Source organism: Rhizobium atlanticum, from assembly GCF_030182485.1.
Classification (GTDB): Bacteria; Pseudomonadota; Alphaproteobacteria; order Rhizobiales; family Rhizobiaceae; genus Rhizobium.
Genome location: NZ_JAQJCJ010000008.1, coordinates 1 through 17,590, shown reverse-complemented (window position 1 = coordinate 17,590; position 17,590 = coordinate 1). Strand labels below are relative to the sequence as shown.

Annotated in this window: 19 protein-coding genes; 17 read left to right on the top strand and 2 right to left on the bottom strand. The window is 55.4% G+C overall.

The genetic code is table 11. The features are described from left to right. Nucleotides 1–876 carry a transporter substrate-binding domain-containing protein gene (locus tag PH551_RS13285; protein ID WP_085776835.1) on the bottom strand — a complete coding sequence of 292 codons (876 nt, stop codon included), beginning with the start codon at nucleotides 874–876 and terminating at the stop codon, nucleotides 1–3. A 417-nt stretch (nucleotides 877–1,293) separates the two neighbouring features. Between PH551_RS13285 and PH551_RS13280 the strand changes: the two genes are divergently transcribed. Beyond that, nucleotides 1,294–3,309 carry a methyl-accepting chemotaxis protein gene (locus PH551_RS13280; RefSeq protein ID WP_285193348.1) on the top strand — a complete coding sequence of 672 codons (2,016 nt, stop codon included), beginning with the start codon at nucleotides 1,294–1,296 and terminating at the stop codon, nucleotides 3,307–3,309. Nucleotides 3,310–3,559: 250 nt separating this feature from the next. Here the strand turns inward: PH551_RS13280 and PH551_RS13275 are convergent, their stop codons facing one another. Beyond that, on the bottom strand, nucleotides 3,560–3,940 hold the full coding sequence (locus PH551_RS13275) for a VOC family protein (protein ID WP_285193485.1): 381 nt from the start codon (nucleotides 3,938–3,940) through the stop codon (nucleotides 3,560–3,562). A gap of 342 nt (nucleotides 3,941–4,282) precedes the next feature. Between PH551_RS13275 and PH551_RS13270 the strand changes: the two genes are divergently transcribed. The 16 genes from PH551_RS13270 to PH551_RS13190 all read left to right on the top strand — a co-directional run. Next, a complete protein-coding gene (locus tag PH551_RS13270) occupies nucleotides 4,283–4,561 on the top strand; it encodes a hypothetical protein (RefSeq protein WP_285193347.1) in 279 nt (92 codons plus the stop codon). 252 nt (nucleotides 4,562–4,813) lie between these two features. Beyond that, nucleotides 4,814–5,803, top strand: a complete 990-nt coding sequence (locus PH551_RS13265) for a hypothetical protein (protein WP_285193346.1) — start codon at nucleotides 4,814–4,816, stop codon at nucleotides 5,801–5,803. Between the two features lie 396 nt (nucleotides 5,804–6,199). Then, nucleotides 6,200–6,871, top strand: coding sequence for a hypothetical protein (locus PH551_RS13255; protein ID WP_285193344.1), 672 nt, complete (start codon nucleotides 6,200–6,202; stop codon nucleotides 6,869–6,871). A 117-nt stretch (nucleotides 6,872–6,988) separates the two neighbouring features. Continuing rightward, complete coding sequence (locus tag PH551_RS13250) at nucleotides 6,989–7,879, top strand: hypothetical protein (RefSeq protein WP_285193343.1); 891 nt, start codon at nucleotides 6,989–6,991, stop codon at nucleotides 7,877–7,879. Nucleotides 7,880–8,166: 287 nt separating this feature from the next. Next, a complete protein-coding gene (locus PH551_RS13245; RefSeq protein WP_285193342.1) occupies nucleotides 8,167–8,847 on the top strand; it encodes a hypothetical protein in 681 nt (226 codons plus the stop codon). Between the two features lie 348 nt (nucleotides 8,848–9,195). After that, entirely contained in the window at nucleotides 9,196–9,771 is a 576-nt protein-coding gene (locus tag PH551_RS13240; RefSeq protein ID WP_285193341.1) for a hypothetical protein, read from the top strand. Between the two features lie 24 nt (nucleotides 9,772–9,795). Beyond that, nucleotides 9,796–10,152: a DUF3768 domain-containing protein gene (locus PH551_RS13235; protein WP_285193340.1), complete on the top strand. Its 357-nt coding sequence runs from the start codon at nucleotides 9,796–9,798 to the stop codon at nucleotides 10,150–10,152. Then, nucleotides 10,149–10,532 carry a hypothetical protein gene (locus tag PH551_RS33030; protein ID WP_483315419.1) on the top strand — a complete coding sequence of 128 codons (384 nt, stop codon included), beginning with the start codon at nucleotides 10,149–10,151 and terminating at the stop codon, nucleotides 10,530–10,532. The genes PH551_RS13235 and PH551_RS33030 overlap by 4 nt, the downstream gene beginning before the upstream one ends. A gap of 29 nt (nucleotides 10,533–10,561) precedes the next feature. Further along, nucleotides 10,562–10,870 (top strand): hypothetical protein, encoded by a 309-nt coding sequence (locus PH551_RS13225; protein WP_285193339.1) that lies wholly within the window; start codon nucleotides 10,562–10,564, stop codon nucleotides 10,868–10,870. Next, nucleotides 10,867–12,045: a hypothetical protein gene (locus PH551_RS13220; protein ID WP_285193338.1), complete on the top strand. Its 1,179-nt coding sequence runs from the start codon at nucleotides 10,867–10,869 to the stop codon at nucleotides 12,043–12,045. Before PH551_RS13225 ends, PH551_RS13220 begins: the two co-directional genes overlap by 4 nt. A 670-nt stretch (nucleotides 12,046–12,715) precedes the next feature. Further along, nucleotides 12,716–13,039 (top strand): hypothetical protein, encoded by a 324-nt coding sequence (locus tag PH551_RS13215; protein ID WP_285193337.1) that lies wholly within the window; start codon nucleotides 12,716–12,718, stop codon nucleotides 13,037–13,039. A 96-nt stretch (nucleotides 13,040–13,135) separates the two neighbouring features. Next, nucleotides 13,136–13,891, top strand: coding sequence for a hypothetical protein (locus tag PH551_RS13210; RefSeq protein WP_285193335.1), 756 nt, complete (start codon nucleotides 13,136–13,138; stop codon nucleotides 13,889–13,891). A 30-nt stretch (nucleotides 13,892–13,921) separates the two neighbouring features. After that, nucleotides 13,922–15,214, top strand: coding sequence for a hypothetical protein (locus PH551_RS13205; protein ID WP_285193334.1), 1,293 nt, complete (start codon nucleotides 13,922–13,924; stop codon nucleotides 15,212–15,214). Nucleotides 15,215–15,824: 610 nt separating this feature from the next. Next, nucleotides 15,825–16,052, top strand: coding sequence for a hypothetical protein (locus PH551_RS13200; protein WP_285193333.1), 228 nt, complete (start codon nucleotides 15,825–15,827; stop codon nucleotides 16,050–16,052). 12 nt (nucleotides 16,053–16,064) lie between these two features. Then, complete coding sequence (locus tag PH551_RS13195; protein ID WP_285193332.1) at nucleotides 16,065–17,132, top strand: radical SAM protein; 1,068 nt, start codon at nucleotides 16,065–16,067, stop codon at nucleotides 17,130–17,132. A 239-nt stretch (nucleotides 17,133–17,371) separates the two neighbouring features. Continuing rightward, a partial coding sequence (locus PH551_RS13190; RefSeq protein WP_285193331.1) for a transposase occupies nucleotides 17,372–17,590 on the top strand: 219 nt, incomplete at its 3' end.

Here is a 17,590-nt window from a genome sequence, read left to right as displayed (position 1 = left end):
TCAGTAGAGCCCGTAGGGAAAATAGCGCAGATAGATCTCCTGGAGACGGCCGGTGCGCGACAGCGCCGCCAGCGCATGATCAATGGCGGATGTCAGCACGCTGTCCTTCTGTCGCAGCATGATCGTCATGCCCTCGCCGAGGAAATGTTCGGAGAGGTAGGGGCCGTCGAACAGCGCGCAGCATTTGTCGGAGGCCGGGGACGAGACCCAGAAAGAAAGCTGCAGCGCATCGGCGAAGGCAGCATCGACCTTTCGCTCCTTCAGCGCCGCAAGCAGGGCGTCCTTCGTGTCGAAAGCCTGCGCTTTCAGCGCCGGGAAAAAGGCTGCCAGCATCGCCTCGTGCACCGTGCCTTTGACGACGCCGACCGAATGGTTGGAGAGCGCAGCAGCGGTCTTTCCATCAAGCGGGGCGGCGAGATTGCGCACGAAGCGCGCCGGCAGCATCAGATATGGCCGGGAGAAGAGAAATTGCCGGCGCAGCTCCGGGGTGACCGCAAGGCCGGCGATGACGGCATCGCCCTGCGATGCGGCGAGGGCATCCTTGAGATCGGTGAAAGGCATTGCCTGGATCTGGCACTTATCCGAAATCTCCAGCTCGCCGCAGATTTCGCGGGCGAGATCGACGTTGAAGCCGGAAAGCTTGCCGTTCTGATCCGTGAAATTAAACGGCGGGAAATCAACCGACGTCAGAAAGCGCAAGCGGACTAGCGACGAGAGATCCGGTCTGGCGAGACGCTCGCGGGCATCGAAGAGCAACGGCAGCGAAGGGGCAGCCTGCTGAGCGAATGCGGCAAAGTTTGAAAACAGCGCTGCCAGAAACAGACCGGCCGCCAGAAAAGCCCTGAGAGTCGGGGATGCCAGCTGGGGTTCAATCATGATGATCCAGTTCCGGGGTTGGGGATCGACGAGATGTAACAGAGTCATGCCCGCCGGGGAATATCATGGGAGTGAGGGAGCGGATGAGGCTCACGAACTCATTGGCCGCGACATCCTCCAACGCTCCTCATTTGCCGCAGCATCCTCCCACGCCCCTCGAAGAATGAGCTCTCTGGAGCGATGGCGCAGACCTCCCGCTGCCCCTCAAAACTAGGGGTGCGCCTGCACCTGCACGTTAGCGCGGAATTAAAGAATATCACCTCTATTTGTCGCGACGACACAGGCCCGCCAGCCGATTGCATGATGCATGCGTCAATTCCCTATCCGGCGCCGCGACAGTCAGGCAGCGCTCTTTACCAACATAATTTCCAAACACCGGACGCGCCGCGCGCCCGGCAAAATCGGGTGACATTTTCCATGTTGAAGCATCTGAAAATCCGTACCAAGATCATTTCGGTCGTGGCGCTGCTCGGGCTGATCACGATGGCGGGGCTCATCTATGTCATCTCCGAGTTCCGCCGGGCGGACGCCGCTTATGGCGCCTTTATCGATCATGAGGCGCAGGCCTCGATGCTGAGCGCACGTGCCAGCGCCTCGGTCGTAGCCTCGGTGCTGCAGGTGACCTTGGTTGCCGAGACGCAGCCCGATACGCCGACATACCAGACGGCGCTTGCCACGCCGAGCAAGCTGCCGCAGGCCCGCGACCGGATGAAACAGGCCCTCGCCCTGGTTCCGAGCCGCAAGGCAGCGATAGACGAAATCCAGGCCGGCATCGATGAAATCGAAGCTTTAGCCAATAAGATCATCGAGCAGAGCAAGGGCAAGGACAGCGCGGGCGCACTCGCAAACGTCGCCCTGATCAATGCCAAGCTCGATGCGCTGACGCCGAAGATGATCGCCAACAATGATGCGATGATGGCGATGCTCAACGATGGCGGCGACGGCCTCTCGGCATCCGTCAACGGCCGGATCACCTTCTGTCTCACTCTGATCGGCACCGCTGTTCTCACCGCGATCGGCTTTGGCGTCACCATGGCGCAGAAAGGCATTGCCGGCCCGATGACGAAGCTCAGCCTGCGCATGACGCGCCTTGCCGAGGGCGACACCGATAGCGATATCAGTGGTCTCGACCGCCGCGACGAAGTCGGCCAGATGGCAAAGGCGGTCTCGATCTTCCGCGACAACGCGATCGAGCGTCGCCAGATCGAGGCGCGCGCCGAGGCAGACCGCAGCGTCAGCGACGGCGAGCGCCGCGAACGCGAGGCGCAGAAAGCCCGCGAGGCAGCAGAACTCGAACGCGCCGTCGCAGCCCTCGGCGACGGCCTGCGTCGCCTTGCCGCCGGCGATCTCGCTTCGCATATCGACGCGCCCTTCGTCGCCCATCTCGATGCGCTGCGCCAAGATTTCAACCACTCGGTTGAGAAGCTCAACGAGACCATGCAGGCGGTCGGGGCCAATGCGCGGGCCATCGGCGCCGGCGCCAACGAGATTCGTTCCTCCGCCGACGAGCTTTCCCGGCGAACGGAACAGCAGTCGGCCTCCGTCGAAGAGACTGCAGCGGCGCTGGAAGAAATCACCACGACGGTGCGGGATGCCGCCAAGCGCGCCGAGGAGGCGAGCCAGCTCGTCACCCGCACCCGCCTCGGCGCCGAAAAATCCGGCGAGATCGTCCGCAAGGCCGTCTCCGCCATGCACGAGATCGAAAAGTCTTCGGGCGAAATTTCCAACATCATCGGCGTCATCGACGACATCGCCTTCCAGACCAACCTCTTGGCCTTGAATGCCGGCGTCGAAGCCGCGCGCGCCGGTGAAGCCGGCAAAGGCTTTGCGGTCGTCGCCCAGGAAGTGCGCGAGCTCGCTCAGCGCTCGGCCAATGCCGCCAAGGAGATCAAGTCGCTGATCACCAATTCCGGCTCTCATGTCCAGACCGGCGTCACGCTGGTGGGCGAGACCGGCAAGGCGCTCGATGTGATCGTCACCGAGGTGCAGCAAATCAACCAGCACGTCCACGCGATCGCCGAAGCCTCGCGCGAACAGTCGATCGGGCTGCAGGAGATCAACACCGCCGTCAACACCATGGATCAGGGTACGCAGCAGAATGCGGCGATGGTCGAGCAATCGACGGCCGCCAGCCGCAGCCTCGCCACGGAAGCGGCAGCACTCAACACCCTGCTCGGCCAGTTCCGATTGACCGGCACCGGCGGCTTTGCCGCCGCCGCACCGAGCGCGTCTACGCGGCCGACAGCCCCGCCACCGCGGGTGGTGGCCCCGCGCCCGGCAGCAGCCAAGGCATCGATCCGCGTCGCCAGGGAAGGCACGACCCGCCCGGCCGCCTCCCCCGCCCGGGCGCTAGGCCAGAAGATCGCCAACGCCTTCGGCGCCGGCAACAGCAGCACGCCGTCGACGCAGGATGCCGACTGGACGGAATTCTGAGCCGGCAAGAGGCACGCCTGCCCGGTTCGCGCGGATAGCTGCCCCTCGCCCTAACCCTCTCCCCGTAAAAACGGGACGAGGGGACGTGCCCAGCGAGAGGTCGGCGGGGAATGGAGAGGTCGCGGCACATCCCCTTCGCCCGGTTTACGGGGGTCCGAAGGACGGGCCGAGACCGTGGCGCGACCCGGTCGATGCCGGCAGCCGGATGAGGGGCAGGCTACGGGCCGCACCCTTCCTTCTGGGATTTCACTCAAACCGGCCGCCAACCAATCTCGACCAGAATATTTCCGGGCGCCGTGCAATAAAACAGCCAGCCGCCGCGCATGACGGCTGGCGGGCCGGACAGGACCGCACCGGCGGCAACAAGCCCGGCATGAACAATATCAACATCAGCCTTCTCAGCCAAAATAAAGCCGACGTGATAAGTCTGACGCTGCAGTTCGACCTGGTCGGCGGTGCCGAACTTCGCGATCGCGTGGCTGAGGACAATTTCGAGGCCGGCGTCGTCGGTCAGTATCGCCAGGCCATTCTGGCCCCGCATATCCTTGAGCATCAGGCCGAAGTGGCGGATGAAGAAATCCGCCGTCGCGGTAATATCGGGAACGTGAAAATCGAGATGGTTCAGGCGCATGACAGTCTCCGTTTGAAAAAATCCCGGGACTGCCTTTTGCCGTCTCCGCACGCCGCCGGGATCCCGCATCTTGATGCGGATCACGTCGCGGGTTCTCGTGCCATAGGCCACGGAGCAGAGCTTCTTGAGAGCGCTCACGACGCTCCAACGGAAGGGATCGGGCTTACCTCAACCGATCCTGCCTTTTTCGACACTGCCGATCTAGCAGACACCGCCGGTTTCGGCAACGCATGGATTTCCGGGCAGCACTTCTCGAACGAAGGCGGAGACGCCGTTTCAACTGGTGCGTCTGTTGCGATCGGGAGTAAGATCGCCACGTTCTGCGCATCGGAAGGGATGGATATGAAACCGGCAATCATCGGCCTCATCGGCACACTCGTTCTGGCGGGATGCAACACCGTCAGCTACAGCGGCCCGGGCCTCGAACCCATCCCAGGCAGCATCACCTATCACGGCCAGCCGCGCACCAAGCTCACCAAATCGCCACCCGGCTCCTCCTTCCCGCATGATTTTATCGACCAGTACGGCCAACAGGTGGAGGAAACCTACATCATCCAGCCCGACCGCAGCCTGATCATCGCACACCGCCGGTATAAGCCGATTCGGTTTTTCGGGGATTAGAAGGACATCGCTGGAAAGGCAGCTGGAGCGGGTGAAGGGAATCGAAATAGAGACTTAAGCTATTGTATCTGCCGTATGATTCCGATTGATCCGGTACCGATACCGGTTCTTCTACCGTATTTTTGTATATTCTGACCAGCCTTTACAGAAAACGAATTTTATCCAGGAACAACCTTCTGCGCCATCGCAAAGCGGACCTTAGCAGCTTATCGTCAGGTGATCCATTTGAGAACCACCGGATAAAGTCAACGAATGATCGACCTATCAGATATTTTTGAGTCCCAAGAGTTAAGTGAGGCAGTCAAGGCGGTAGAGGTGCTGATAGCCCGCCGCCAAGTTCCTCGAAAAATTGCTACCGAGAAGACTTTCCGCGAACTAGCTCTAGGAAAGACATTTCAAGCTCGCGACGCCTTAGCCGTCATCTCCAACGGCGAACCTGCATACCCGGGTCTCAAAGCAGTGCTTTCGTGCGGATTTGTTGGCTGGGCGCTTTTTCCAACAGACAGCGAAATGAGAATTACCCTCATGACGCAAGCCGTCTTACGGCACATGGATGAAGCCGAACGATCAGTAGGCCTCGCCGATAAGCCTATCACAGTGGCCAGAGACATTGTCGCCCGATATGTACTCACTGGCATCGACTTCCTAACTGAAATTTACGATGAGATCGGTGGGTATGAAGCCTTCACTAGGATTGCTAGCCTCGACATCATGGCAGCACTGTTCGAGCCGTATTCCAAAGCAATCGATACAACTAACCGCGCTCTGACTTACCTCCATCACGGCGCCGATCGTTTCAAGGATCCAGAGTTTGATTTTGCGCCGAGCTTGAATCGAGCCATCACGATTTTCAATCATCTCAAGAAAGCTTGGGGGCCGATAGAATACGGCAAAATCTACGTGTCTCGCTCGCTGCTGCATCGCAGGTGGAGTCAAACGAAGGTGACCCTTGCTCTCGTTTACGCTGCTTCCACGATTAGGGTGAATAGGAAAACGCTGCTGCAGGTTATGCTGCAGGGCGATTACCGGTACGCTGCACATTCGGGGTACCTTGATGAATGGCTGGGCCGAGCGAGGTACGTCAGTAATCACATCTTCGCCAAGATGGATCTCCCCGAACTTCAGACTATGACTTCGAAGTTGCTGGTAAACGTGGAGCCTCGGCGGTTCGCGGCACCCCGGATCACGGCGACTGAGGAGAAGATCTTAACCGCGCAGTTTCGGAAGAAATTCCGTCGTTAGTCAACGTAACGTCTTGATATATTTTAGTTTTGATTGTCCATAAAAGTTAGCCTTGTGTATGTACAAGCGGCTAATGGTAAACAGGCGTCACGTTTGTCATCTTCCATCCGTGTCCAACACCAACCACGGAGATCTAGATGACACACGATTTAAAGACTGTTGTACGGCTTACAGCGCATGCAGACAGCAAGGGTGCGTTCCCAACGGACGGCTACGTACGCTTGAAACAGATCCTCGGCCCTCACGGACCCCTACCGATAAGCAGGTCCGGGTTCTGGGCGGGGGTCAAAGCCGGAAAGTATCCCAAGCCCCGTAAAATATCGGCAAGGGTAACGGTATGGCGCGCCGAGGACATCCAAGCCCTTATCGCAGAAATTGATCGTGGGGAGGCTTAAGATGGCTCACAAGAAGAAGAACTCAATTAAGCAAAAGGGTATCAAGAGGAACAAGGTCGACATTCATCACGGGGATGAGGCCTCGTCACCGATCGGGACTCGGAAGGCAACAGCTCAAGCTCTTGAACAGCTTGATAGTCAAGGCGTCGTTGCTGCCCTGCGCGGTCAGAAACAAGGCATCAGCGATCTGTTGCACAACACTGATCGGGCACTCTCAATCAAGCTTGCAGTCGTCTATGGTGCAGGCCTGATTGTCGAACGAGACGAAGATGAATGGCATGCGCTCTGCGCTGCGCAGGAGTGGATTGATCATCCCAAGGTAAAGCCGAAGCGCAGTGATCCACTGAGGGCGGTTTTGCGGCTCGCGGTTGGCTTCGAGGGAAAAAAAGCCGACAGCACTGTCCACAGATACTACAAAGCCCTTCACCCACTCTTCACGGAGAAAGTACCCGCTGAGGAAATTCCCAGCCGCATAGTCGATGCAGGAGGCATCGAAAAAATGCGGCAAAACTCAGCACGATCTATAGTGGTCAATTCCACTCCAGAAATTATGCGGACTCTCTACAACGTGAATAAGGTAACCCACTTCAGGGCGTCGATAACAGTCTATCCTCTTGAAGGTGGAGTTACCAAAGTTACTATCGGAAAACTGAAGCAACCAAAGAAAATATAGCTGTACTTGTAGTACAGTACTTAGCCCACCCAAAACTACCCCCCAACATAATCGCTTGGATAGGCTTGGCACGCGCCATGATGGCGAAGCCTTGCCTATCGGCAGGAGCCAATCAACATGAAACCTCTTCGCATATCGAAGATAGAATTCGATGCTCAGCACCGGCATCTTAATAACCGCCTACTCGCCTTTTCCTTAACTAAGCGTGGAAGGCGCCTCGTCACGCAGGCGATCAGGAAAAACGTCAGCCTCTCAATGTCATCATCGCTTAAAGCGATAAATTCGGCTGCTCGGATCCGGTTCGCAGATCTGTTTTGCATCAACCTCAGAGCTTTCGCCCTTGAGAAGTCTATCGACGAAGTATTCTTCGTTACTCTTATCGTGAGGAAACACGCGGTTCCGCTATCTAAAGCGGCAGCCTTCAACGTGGCGGCTTGCAAGGAAGTGGCTGGCCAATTTCTTGAGGACCTTGACTACATTGGCCTAATTGAAGCCGCTTACTATTACCGGATACCTTTCATAGGCGGTTCTCAACAACCTTTCGTGTCCTGGCATTCCCACGCGCTCGTATGGTCAGCGTCTCACAAGGAGCTTTCTGATCGGCGGCGGCTTTTCAACCGAGCACATCACGCTTTTGTTCCGGGGAAGCGGGCCGCTCATTTTCAGATGATCGCTATGGAGTCGGTCTCGTCATACGTGCGATATATGTCCAAATCCCTTCTTAAAGAATACACTGCCTACCCTAAGATGCGGACCGTAGTTGATCCAAGAACCGGTGAGCTCATCAAGCAGCCGACCGGTAAGTGGCGTAACCGCAAGAGATCGATCAGGCCGACAAACCTAGTTCGCGCCATGAGCGCGATGGGTGACCGTTCCCTGGAGCACCTGACTTTCGCTGGCGGAACTGGAGTGGGCCTACGACGTGCTCTGTTAAAAGCGTCGCGAGACTCCCTTGAAAAGGACACGGCAACGAGAGCTTCACGCCGCAGAGCGCTTCTATTCGCGTGATCGCCTACATCTAACGATAACATCCACCATAACTCGCGGGAAGCTTATCGCGGCTTTCCGCGCTTTGCACCCGGGCCAATCGCATGTTGCTGCCCAACCTTCCACTCAATTCCTAAAGGTGAACTATGATGACTCCTACTGGCGCCGCCGGCGTCCGTGATGCCCTCTTCGATGGGGCTGCAGAGCTTAACTTGCCGTTGTCGCCCAGTCTGCTCTCTCTCTTCCGATGTGAAGACAGTTTGCCTTGCGGGCAGGGTCGGTGCCCCATTTGTGCTTCTAAGCTAACAATGCTTTTACACAGCATCAGACAAGCGCCGGAACTTCGCAGGCAGCGTTGGCAGAAAAGCGCTTTCGCGCTGCGGTCTTTTTGCTACGCTTCAACTGACCTTGCGGCCATCCCGATCGACAAAATCAATTCCGGTATCGCCGCGATCCTTGACGGCTATGTCCGCTCATTTCTGCAGCAGGAAAACCGCGCCAGTATGAAATATGGCTGCATTGCCCAGATTGGATTGGTCGAAGATACCTCGCCTGCGAGCGCTTGTGAGAAAGTTGTTGTCGTGGAGTTCGCTCTAACTGGTGGTAACGAAGAGACTGACTACGGTATGTTCGAGAGCCTGCATGCTCACTTCGGTAAAGAGCTTTACCACGTCGCAGGCAATGACCTTGGTCCGCAGGAGGTGGAGCGTGTCCCCTTGCTTTCAGCAGAAGGATGCGGAGTTCTCCCTGATCAAGGTCTCTTGTTCGGATATACGAAGCGCAGGCTGGACAAGCCCGAGCGACCGATAGTGATCTCAAGCAAAAAACGTCTTGCCCGAATGGCCGTCAACTATGGAAATCATACGCTGAGGAGCCGGATTCTATCACGAGGCTTGTCCAACAATGGAACAGAGTTGGTATTTGACAAAGATGCAAGAGGCGATATTTGGAAAATTGACTATTTCTCACAACTCGATCTACTGGCTTGATTCGATAGCTCGTGTCGAACAATCACGAGCCATGAAGCTGTCAATGGCATAGAGTAGAGCGCCAGATGGCGCTCTTTTTTCTTCGGGTGTTGTTGAGAGCCCCAACCGGTCGCAATAGATTCCGTAGCCCGGCGTTGAGAGGCCTCCAAAACTAAGCAAACCGTGGGCGACTGACCACGGTAACGGAAGCCCATCCGCAACTCAAACGCAACCCAAGATGGTGACTTTCAACTTCAAATTGACAATCCATCGATGTTCTGCTATAACATAGCGGCGCACGCCGACTTGGCTTGCCGAGCCATCATCATGCTGGGGCCTTCGGGCCCCTCTTTCATTTCGGAGATCAATATGACCGCGACTGCCACTGCCTCGAACGGTATCAGCCTGCCCCACCCCGTCATCATCCTCGGCCGTGACGACAACGGCAAAGCCCACGCCTCGTTCTTTCCAGCAACAGATGCTCAGCCGGCTTCACGCGCCGCTAGTCTGATGGGCATGCTTGCACTCCCCGCGGACAACGACGCGGTGCGGTCGCTGCTGCCGAAGCTTTCAAAGGGAAAGCTCTTCGACAGCGGCAAAGCCTTCGTGCCCTTCGTCAAGCAGGACCTCTACAAGCAGATTGCCGCTCATTTGCCCGAGGCCGATCGGGCAAAGGCGGAAGAAGTGCGGGCTGCTCCTGCCGACGTTTCGCAACAGGGACACGCTGCCACGCCGAGCAATGTGCCGGACGGCTGGGATAAGGTCGTTGTCGGAAGCTTGGTTCTCGCCACCGAAGATCCGCTGGAGGGATGGTTTGAAGCAACGGTCGTTGAGCTCAAGCCGGACAATGTTCTGCGGCTCCAGTGGCGGCACTACCTCGATCTGCCGCCGTTCAACCGCCGGCTTGAAGACGTGGCGCTGCTGCACCCTTCGATGAAGCTGTGAGGCTCGACGATGCGGAGCCTCGCCATGACCTCATCAAACCATCAGCAGGCGGCCGTCGACAGGACGGCCACCATTCGCAGCCTCAACGACGCCTTCAGGCGCAATCCGACCGCTGGCAGGGCGGTCATCACCCCGGCGGTGAGTTCTCTGCCCCACGACCAACGGCTGGCCCTGCTGATGGCTGTTGTCGGCTTCGCCGCCTTTGATGCCGGCAACGATCCATACAACGAGCACGACTTCGGCGCGATCGAACAGGATGGCGTCAGCTATTTCTGGAAGATCGATTATTACGACCAGGACTATGACATGGGATCACCAGACCCCGCCAATGCGCATGTCACCCGTCGCGTGCTGACCATCATGCGGGCGGAGGAATATTGATGGGGGATCTCGTTAAATCATCGGCCGGGTTTTCGTCCGGCAGGCAGCGTGCTCGGCGGGGTTTCACCCTCAATTGGGATCGCGAAGAGCTCGGCGACATCAACGGCCAGCGCGGCGGCGATGCGATCGAGAAGGTCGATCGACACATTGAAATCGCCGCGCTCGATTCCGCTGATGGTCGTGCGGTCGACACCGGCATCTACGGCAAGGTTCTCCTGCGTGACCTTCTTGTCAGCGCGCACCTTTCGAAGATTCCAAGCAAGTCGTTCACGAGTATCCATAGTCGCATGGCGACCATCTTGAAGGCTCGTAATCCATCGGATATATCCGGCATATTTCAATTTGGGCGCGAGGTTTGCGCCGCTGGGGCCAAACTATGAAAATTGCAGTCGGAATTATTGGAATCTTCTTGGGCCTGCTCGTTCTGATGCAGTCATGCGCGGTGACGGCCGGCAGCGGCCTGCTTCAGGACAAAGCGACCGGAGGCGCCGGTGCCATCGGCATGCTGGTCGGCCTGCTGTTCTTCATCGCCGGGGCATTCTCGTTCGCCCTGCCGCTCGTCGGTACGATCATGTTCGCTCTGGCCGCTGCGTTCGCATTCATCGCATCGACGTCGGGCAGCTTCTCCGACATTACGATCTGGGGCTTCATCGCATTGGTCCTGGCCGTCATGAGCTTCTTCACTTGGCGCTCTGGCAAGAAGAAGCAGATCGCATGACCAAGTTCGAAACGATCGCGAAGGCGGCTTGTTTATCGTTGGGAGCGTGCTTGCTGAGCAGCGCGGCATTCCCCCAAGAAAAGACCTACTATAGGGGAACGTCGTGGGCGATCCAAATGGTGCAACCGGGCGCGGGCGGCGGGTCAGATGGCCGTGCCTACTGCGAAGTGAAAACAACGTCATTCGAACCCAGATCCGTCGCACTGCAAGTTGCCGCGTCGAAGGAAGAAGCGGGCACGTATCGGACGGTCATCAAACTTCGAAAGTCGGGATGGCGACTCCCGATTGGCGCCACTGTTCAGGTCAAGGTGGGCAACCTGATCAAGATCGGTAGTGGCAATCAGATGATCGAAGGTCCGCCTATGGTGTTCAAGGTAGAAACCACGGACACGATGGCGACGCTTGTCGCGGACTATGACCCCAGTTGGCTGGCAGAAATTACCAACGTGCTGCTGAACGGGGTATTTGTCCGCACGAAGTATGGCTCGACCTTATGGTTTAACTTCGTCGACGGCGACGAACCGGAATGGAATCCGACATCGTTCGAAAAGTTCGAACAGAAGCTAGCCTTCAATGAATACCAGCAATGCCTGTCCGATCTAAGCCAGATGGCAGCAGATCCTGCGCAAGGCGGCACCGCGCCATTGAGCAGCACGTCCCCACTGAAGCCGAAAGCTTCGACGGGTACCGATTCCTCCTCGCAGCTGCCGATCGTCAACAAACAGCGGACCGATCAATTGAAAACGGCTGCTCCCTCGGACGCATGGCGCTTCACCAGCAACGAGGAAGATTGGGGCGAGACTTGCTTCGTCGAAACACAGAAGGGCGATATCAAGATCGGGTTCATGGCTTCGCCCGGCCAGCACTTCTCCGGTTTCGTTGAAGGTCTCTTCAAGGGCGACACCAGAGCGACGTGGCACGTGGATGACAAGAACGCCTTTGTGTCCGATGGCGGCCAGAACGACTACTTCGGCTGGCACGAATTTGACAAGTTATCGGTGGATTTGCTCGACCAAATTTCACATGGCAACGAACTGGCTATCACGGGGATGACCGGCGAGCGCGTCGTTGTCGGCCTACAAGGCGCCGGAAAGGCAGTGTCCAGGTTCACGGCCTGCTTCGACAAACTAAAGGCAGAACCTCCCGCAGCGTCATCGCCAGCCCAGCAAAATTGAAAACCATCGACGTACCCGCCGGTTCGATAACGGCGCCTACTTCTTTCTGAAGGTTAAGTTGGCTCTCGCGTATGACCCATGCAGTGCTCCCGCACTGCTGGTATGTCGCAACCCATCTTATGGCTATGATAGTTCTATAGCCGAATTTTCGAGTAACGTTCGGCTCTGTTCGCTCCAGATCCATCTCCCAGCTCATTCTTGGCATCGGCTCCTCGAGCTTCCCGCCCTCATTTGCAACAGGCTGTGCTTCCAAACACTTCCATACAAGAAGCTGATTCCGATCCGGGTCTGCTTGTGGTCGTTGAGAGCGGTGTAATGCAAAGCAACTGGAGTTCACTTATGCCTTGATCAGGATCTCGGGCCGGGGCCATGACTGGCCGGCGACCATGCGCAATTTGCAGTTATACCCAGCGGCTCTGTAGCTGGCGCTTGAATTATCAGTTTAATTTAGATCGTGGCATCTCGCCAATTTCTGCTGGCAGGAGTGGATATTATGATGCCCTCAAGTATCAAGAGGCATGACCGCAATTTTCGCTAGTCAGAATTCAATTTTATGCTACTATAAGTCCCCGTTGACCTAGAATCTCTTTTAATATCATCGACACTGAATCAGGCCACTTGGTGAGAGGGGCCGAGAGTGACGCGTATATGAATAAGGAGGAAAGTCGTCATGAAGACTTCTTTGGTAATTCTTACTTCTATTATGCTGATGATAACCATACAAGCTTCTGGTAGTGCACGTGCAGCCTCAGTAACCTACAGAATGTGCACGGGCGAATACGAAGACCATTGCCCGGGGCCCCATGACGTCTATCAATATTGTTATTTCGACGTAAAGCGTTGGGCCGATGCTATGTGCGGCGCCCCTACTGTGCAACGTTACTCCGTCACGGGCGGCAACAAGTGCGGGTACGACATGTGGATGATTATTTGCGATAATCCTAAGAGCGCTTCAGATGCGATCCTTCAAAATCAATCTGTGGTGCCTCAGTAGGCGTTGCAAAAAATCGTACGACGATGCGGCGCTGCTCAGTGACGTATTCCGCGATACTGACCTCCCTTGTCGTTTGCATTCAGGAGTTCAAGGATCATGGCAGACAGCACATACCATTACCGTCCGACGATATTGCCTCCGACTTTGTTAGGTTTGCCGGGATCGGCGGCAAAGAACACTCCCGCGTTCTCAGATGTCGCAAACGATCTAGCGACCAAGGCCTTGTACGCGAAGGATATGTGGGGCACGGCTCAACTAATGGCACAGATCGCGCGAGGGTCCGCCACCCCTGGACCGCTGGCAATAGTCAACGCGGCTTTTTTTGTAAATTCAATAATGCCAGACGTCCTTAAGCCGCCGTACACATACTATTCAGGAGGTTTCGAGCGGCCGACCCCCCTCACCTATGGCTACTTAGCATTTGCTGTGCTGTTCCGTGCTAACCTCAATCATTGGACTGAGTACCTCTCGAACCTGAACCTAACCTCGGACTCCTTCAAGTTAGTTCATGCGCCCGAAAAACAGGCGCTGACTGAAGCGCTTGACAAGACCTTCGGTGCTTTAGAGCAAGGAATTGCCTCTGCAGAAGGAAAGGACTCCTGGGTTGAATTTGCGCTTACCTCTGGTGAGTTAGTCAAAAAAATATCCGACGCTGTGAAGGCTGTTATCGAGCTGGGAGATAGTGTTGTTGGCGAGGAAAAAGGTACGGGGGCACAGCAAAAAAGCGATCTTCCTCACACTGACGAGCCCGACTACCCCAAATATGATGGCATGGATTTTAATGGGGATGGGGTAGGGAGCAGTTCTGTGGACGTACCTAGCCCCAGTGAGGACAGCGAATTTGACGGATAAGCTCCCCTAATGCAGCCAGGAGGTTTGGCCGTGACGCAGGCAATTAAACTCGATCAGTGGATCGATCAGAAGGCATACCTACGCAGCAAGGGCTACAGTTGGCTTCCTGTCTTGCCGCACGGTTCAAGTACGCTTGATGTCTTGATTGCCATGGCCGCAAGCGAGGCCAAGAATACTTCAAATCCCTATGATCCATACAGAGTTGAGCTCTTATTTGCAGATATTAGTAGACTACTAGATCGAATTTTTTCTTATCGAAAAGAGGGTTACGACCTGGATATTTCTGCGACTACTTGGGCGATGGATTACGAGTTATTCAAGTCACAACTCGCCGACCAGATCGCTATCGAGCAAATGGCCTACATCGGGGAACAGAAGGAAATAGAGGGGAACGCTCAAAAAAGAGCAGCGGACGCATTCGGCAGCGTCGATGACCCGCTAGCAGAGGGATTCAAACAGGCTGCGATTGGAAGCAGTAGCTCGAGTGACGTAGTTGTGGCTGGCGAAAGGGAGAGGCGTGATCGAGTACAAGCGAAATGGAGTAGGCTCTCTAAGCATCAGGACGAACTTCAAGCACGACACCTGATGCCCGGTGGCTCTTTGAATTTTGCGGATCGTCTCGATAGACTCGTGAAATTGCTGACCGAAGATGTTTTCGAGTGCTACCAAAAGGCCGTCGCAGCTGCACTCGGATTATCGGCCGTTTATGGCATCAATGAGCTGCTGCCCGACCCAAAGGAAGATTGTTTCCTCGATCTGCTGCTGTCTTGGACGAGAAATGTTCTTCGACAGTTGGAGATGACACAAAGGGATGATGTAGACTTTGAACACGTAATTCCCCTGAAAAGTATCATGGGCGGGGCATATGACGCGCAATTGGGCGGCGGCACCATCAAAGTCGATTTGACGACGTACTTTGATCCGCTATTTGGCCAACTGTGGATTCGAGGCGTTGCACTGTCGTTGGGCATCAAGAACCCCGGAGACCCATATCAAGCGGTCTTTCGGGCAACTGGTCAAGTTTTCCCGCCCCCGACCGCGGATCTGTATGACCCCAAAAACTATTCGGCGCGGCCGCCAGCAATTTTGGCCGCAATTTTTATGGACGAACCGAGCGCAATTCCTAGAATGTACAAGGGAGCGAACATAAACAACTTGAATCCCCGTGGAATGTGGACTGTCATAATAAACGACACTTTTAGCGCTGCGGACGACGTTGGGCATCCGCGCGATCCAAAAAAACTTCTGGACATTAGGCTCCATCTCCTCTTATCCGGGAGACCCGAGAAATCCCCAGCAAACTGGCACCCGCTTCGTTTTTAACATCTTTAGTTGTTAAAGGAGGTACAGGGTCGGTGCGTGCTCAGCGCAAGCCAACCGCTGGTACGTCCCCGTCTTCATCCAGTTCATGCACTGGCAGATAGGTGTTTTTCACTTCGACCCGCTGCCCGATCGCATCGAGCCTTGCCTTGCGCTATTGAAGCGGAGCCGCCAAAGGGATCGCAATGGGCGGTTCGAAGTGAAATGGGATGGCTACCGCGTGGCAGTCTATCGAACCGAAGGGCGTAACGATCCTAACCGCAGGGGTCATGACTGGACGGAGGCTTCCCGGCGATAGCGGCCGCGGAGCGGCGCCTTCCGGTTTCAGCAGCGATATCGGATGGCGAGGCCATAGTACTATATCTTCGAGAATACCGGATACCGCTGTGATCGAACACACCGAAGTCGAGTTGGCCGGGAATTTTTGTTGAGTGACGGCCTATTCAACATTTCTATTGTCGATGAGTACTCATAGCGATGGCAGCGGGCCACTCAGATATACAACAAGACTTGATGCTCTCTATGTCTATTGCATTCTAATTCAAGTTGTGCTTATTAATATAACACATCTTTGATTTTCGACTGCAGCGTCTTCAACATAATGGAGGGTAATGTGGGTGTTCAAAATCTGACCGATGAAGAACTTGGTGAATTCCTTTCGAACCCGAAAGAATTTCTTGCAAGTAAAAGCAACCAAATAAAAGTGCTCGGACTTGACGACCCCGCCGTTGCTGCCAGAATTAAAGCGGCTGGCGTAACCGGCGTAGAAGCTGGACTTATTACGCAAGGTATTGCAGCCGTAGTGACGGATATACCGACAATCGGTGGACTTATCATCTAGCAAGGAAACGTTATGTTTAACGGGCTCCGCGGAAGGCCTTACGGCGCTGGTGTAGCAGTGTCCGTTACCAATGCTTGCCCACTACAGTGTAAGCATTGCATTACAAACTCTTCGCCGAAAGGTGAGCAAGCTCCCGACCATTTTCCGGATGATCTGGCCCGCTTTTTGGACAGAAATGATTTCGAAACCAACCATGTCACTATGACCGGCGGTGAGCCTTTCCACGATCTGCCCAAATTAATAAAGCTCGTGCAGCTGGCTGCGAAAAAGGGTTATGAAGTCGGTGCGATAACGAGTTCCTTTTGGGCAAAGTCGCCGGAAAGAGCAGCGGACGTCTTGTCGCAACTTCCCGGGTTGCGCAATTTGACGCTGAGTGTTGATGCTCACCATGAGAAATTCGTTCCGCAGCGGTTTGTGCGGAACGCTTTCGCGGCAGCTAAAGCAAAAGGGTTAGTGGTCAAAGTTAGAGTGTGTGTTCAAATTCCACAAACGGCAGATGATGACAGGTTGCTTGAATTTGTGAAAAGCTTTGCAGATGCGTCAGAAATTGAGAGTCAACAAATTGTACCGTACGGTCGTTCGGCAGAGCATTCAGAATTTTCCGAACAAATGTTCGCCGAACAAAACGAATGCCCCGCGATCGGTCCGCACTTGTTTTACAATGGCGACGTAATTCCTTGTTGCAATACGATTGTTCCCCTTAGAGGCAACCACCCACTTCGTATAACTCGTTCTGAAAACGACGAGTCTCTTCAAGAGGCTGTGTTGCAAAACATGCTCTTTGTAACGCTTAAAACGTGGGGCGCTCAAGATCTAAAGGACTATCTGTATCCGGACGCCACGAAGAACATAACGGCGTGCGACCTGTGCGCTGACGTGTGTACCGACTCGAAATTGGCCCAAAGAGCTAACGAATATCTTCAATCGCCGCAGCACAGAGTTCGAACATACACGTTCGCTTTATTACATATGGATATTCCGCTTGCTGAAAAATATCTTAAAGTTGCATTGCAAGAACTAATAGAGAAAAATACACCAGATGTCCCAGAAGAAAGAGCTGCGTTCAAATCACCGCACTAGCGCGACGTGGTTTTGCATACTCGTAGCAGCTCTTGCTGGATCAGCTATTGTTATTCTTTACGTACGGGTAAGCGCACCCGTGAACCCGCTGCCACTGTTTTTTCTCGCAAATAAGCGATGGGTTGTCGAGCCCTTTGCCACGGCAGGTCTGCACTAAAATCGTAAGCCCACGGTGAAGGCCGTCTTGCGATAGAGGGCTTCTGACTGCCAGTCCTAGTGGTAACACTAGGAGTAGTCATATGACGAAGCATCCAATTGAGGTGATCACGTCTGTAGAGCGCCGTCGGCGCTGGTCACGCGAAGATAAAGAGCGCCTTGTCGCTGCATGCTTTGAGCCAGACGCGGTCATCTCCGAGATTGCCCGCGCGGCCGGCATCCATGTCAGCCAGTTGTTCCGTTGGCGCAAAGAGCTTTGCCGGATCGAGGAGCCAAGGTCTGATACGGCGACTTTGGTGCCG

Coding starts and splice junctions, on each gene's coding strand:
- PH551_RS13210 (WP_285193335.1), top strand. CDS start 13,136: ATGGCAGACAGCACATACCATTACCGTCCGACGATATTGCCTCCGACT.
- PH551_RS13195 (WP_285193332.1), top strand. CDS start 16,065: ATGTTTAACGGGCTCCGCGGAAGGCCTTACGGCGCTGGTGTAGCAGTG.
- PH551_RS13235 (WP_285193340.1), top strand. CDS start 9,796: ATGACCTCATCAAACCATCAGCAGGCGGCCGTCGACAGGACGGCCACC.
- PH551_RS13215 (WP_285193337.1), top strand. CDS start 12,716: ATGAAGACTTCTTTGGTAATTCTTACTTCTATTATGCTGATGATAACC.
- PH551_RS13270 (WP_285193347.1), top strand. CDS start 4,283: ATGAAACCGGCAATCATCGGCCTCATCGGCACACTCGTTCTGGCGGGA.
- PH551_RS13245 (WP_285193342.1), top strand. CDS start 8,167: ATGCTTTTACACAGCATCAGACAAGCGCCGGAACTTCGCAGGCAGCGT.
- PH551_RS13275 (WP_285193485.1), bottom strand. CDS start 3,940: ATGCGCCTGAACCATCTCGATTTTCACGTTCCCGATATTACCGCGACG.
- PH551_RS13265 (WP_285193346.1), top strand. CDS start 4,814: ATGATCGACCTATCAGATATTTTTGAGTCCCAAGAGTTAAGTGAGGCA.
- PH551_RS13255 (WP_285193344.1), top strand. CDS start 6,200: ATGGCTCACAAGAAGAAGAACTCAATTAAGCAAAAGGGTATCAAGAGG.
- PH551_RS13240 (WP_285193341.1), top strand. CDS start 9,196: ATGACCGCGACTGCCACTGCCTCGAACGGTATCAGCCTGCCCCACCCC.
- PH551_RS13220 (WP_285193338.1), top strand. CDS start 10,867: ATGACCAAGTTCGAAACGATCGCGAAGGCGGCTTGTTTATCGTTGGGA.
- PH551_RS13280 (WP_285193348.1), top strand. CDS start 1,294: ATGTTGAAGCATCTGAAAATCCGTACCAAGATCATTTCGGTCGTGGCG.
- PH551_RS13250 (WP_285193343.1), top strand. CDS start 6,989: ATGAAACCTCTTCGCATATCGAAGATAGAATTCGATGCTCAGCACCGG.
- PH551_RS13285 (WP_085776835.1), bottom strand. CDS start 876: ATGATTGAACCCCAGCTGGCATCCCCGACTCTCAGGGCTTTTCTGGCG.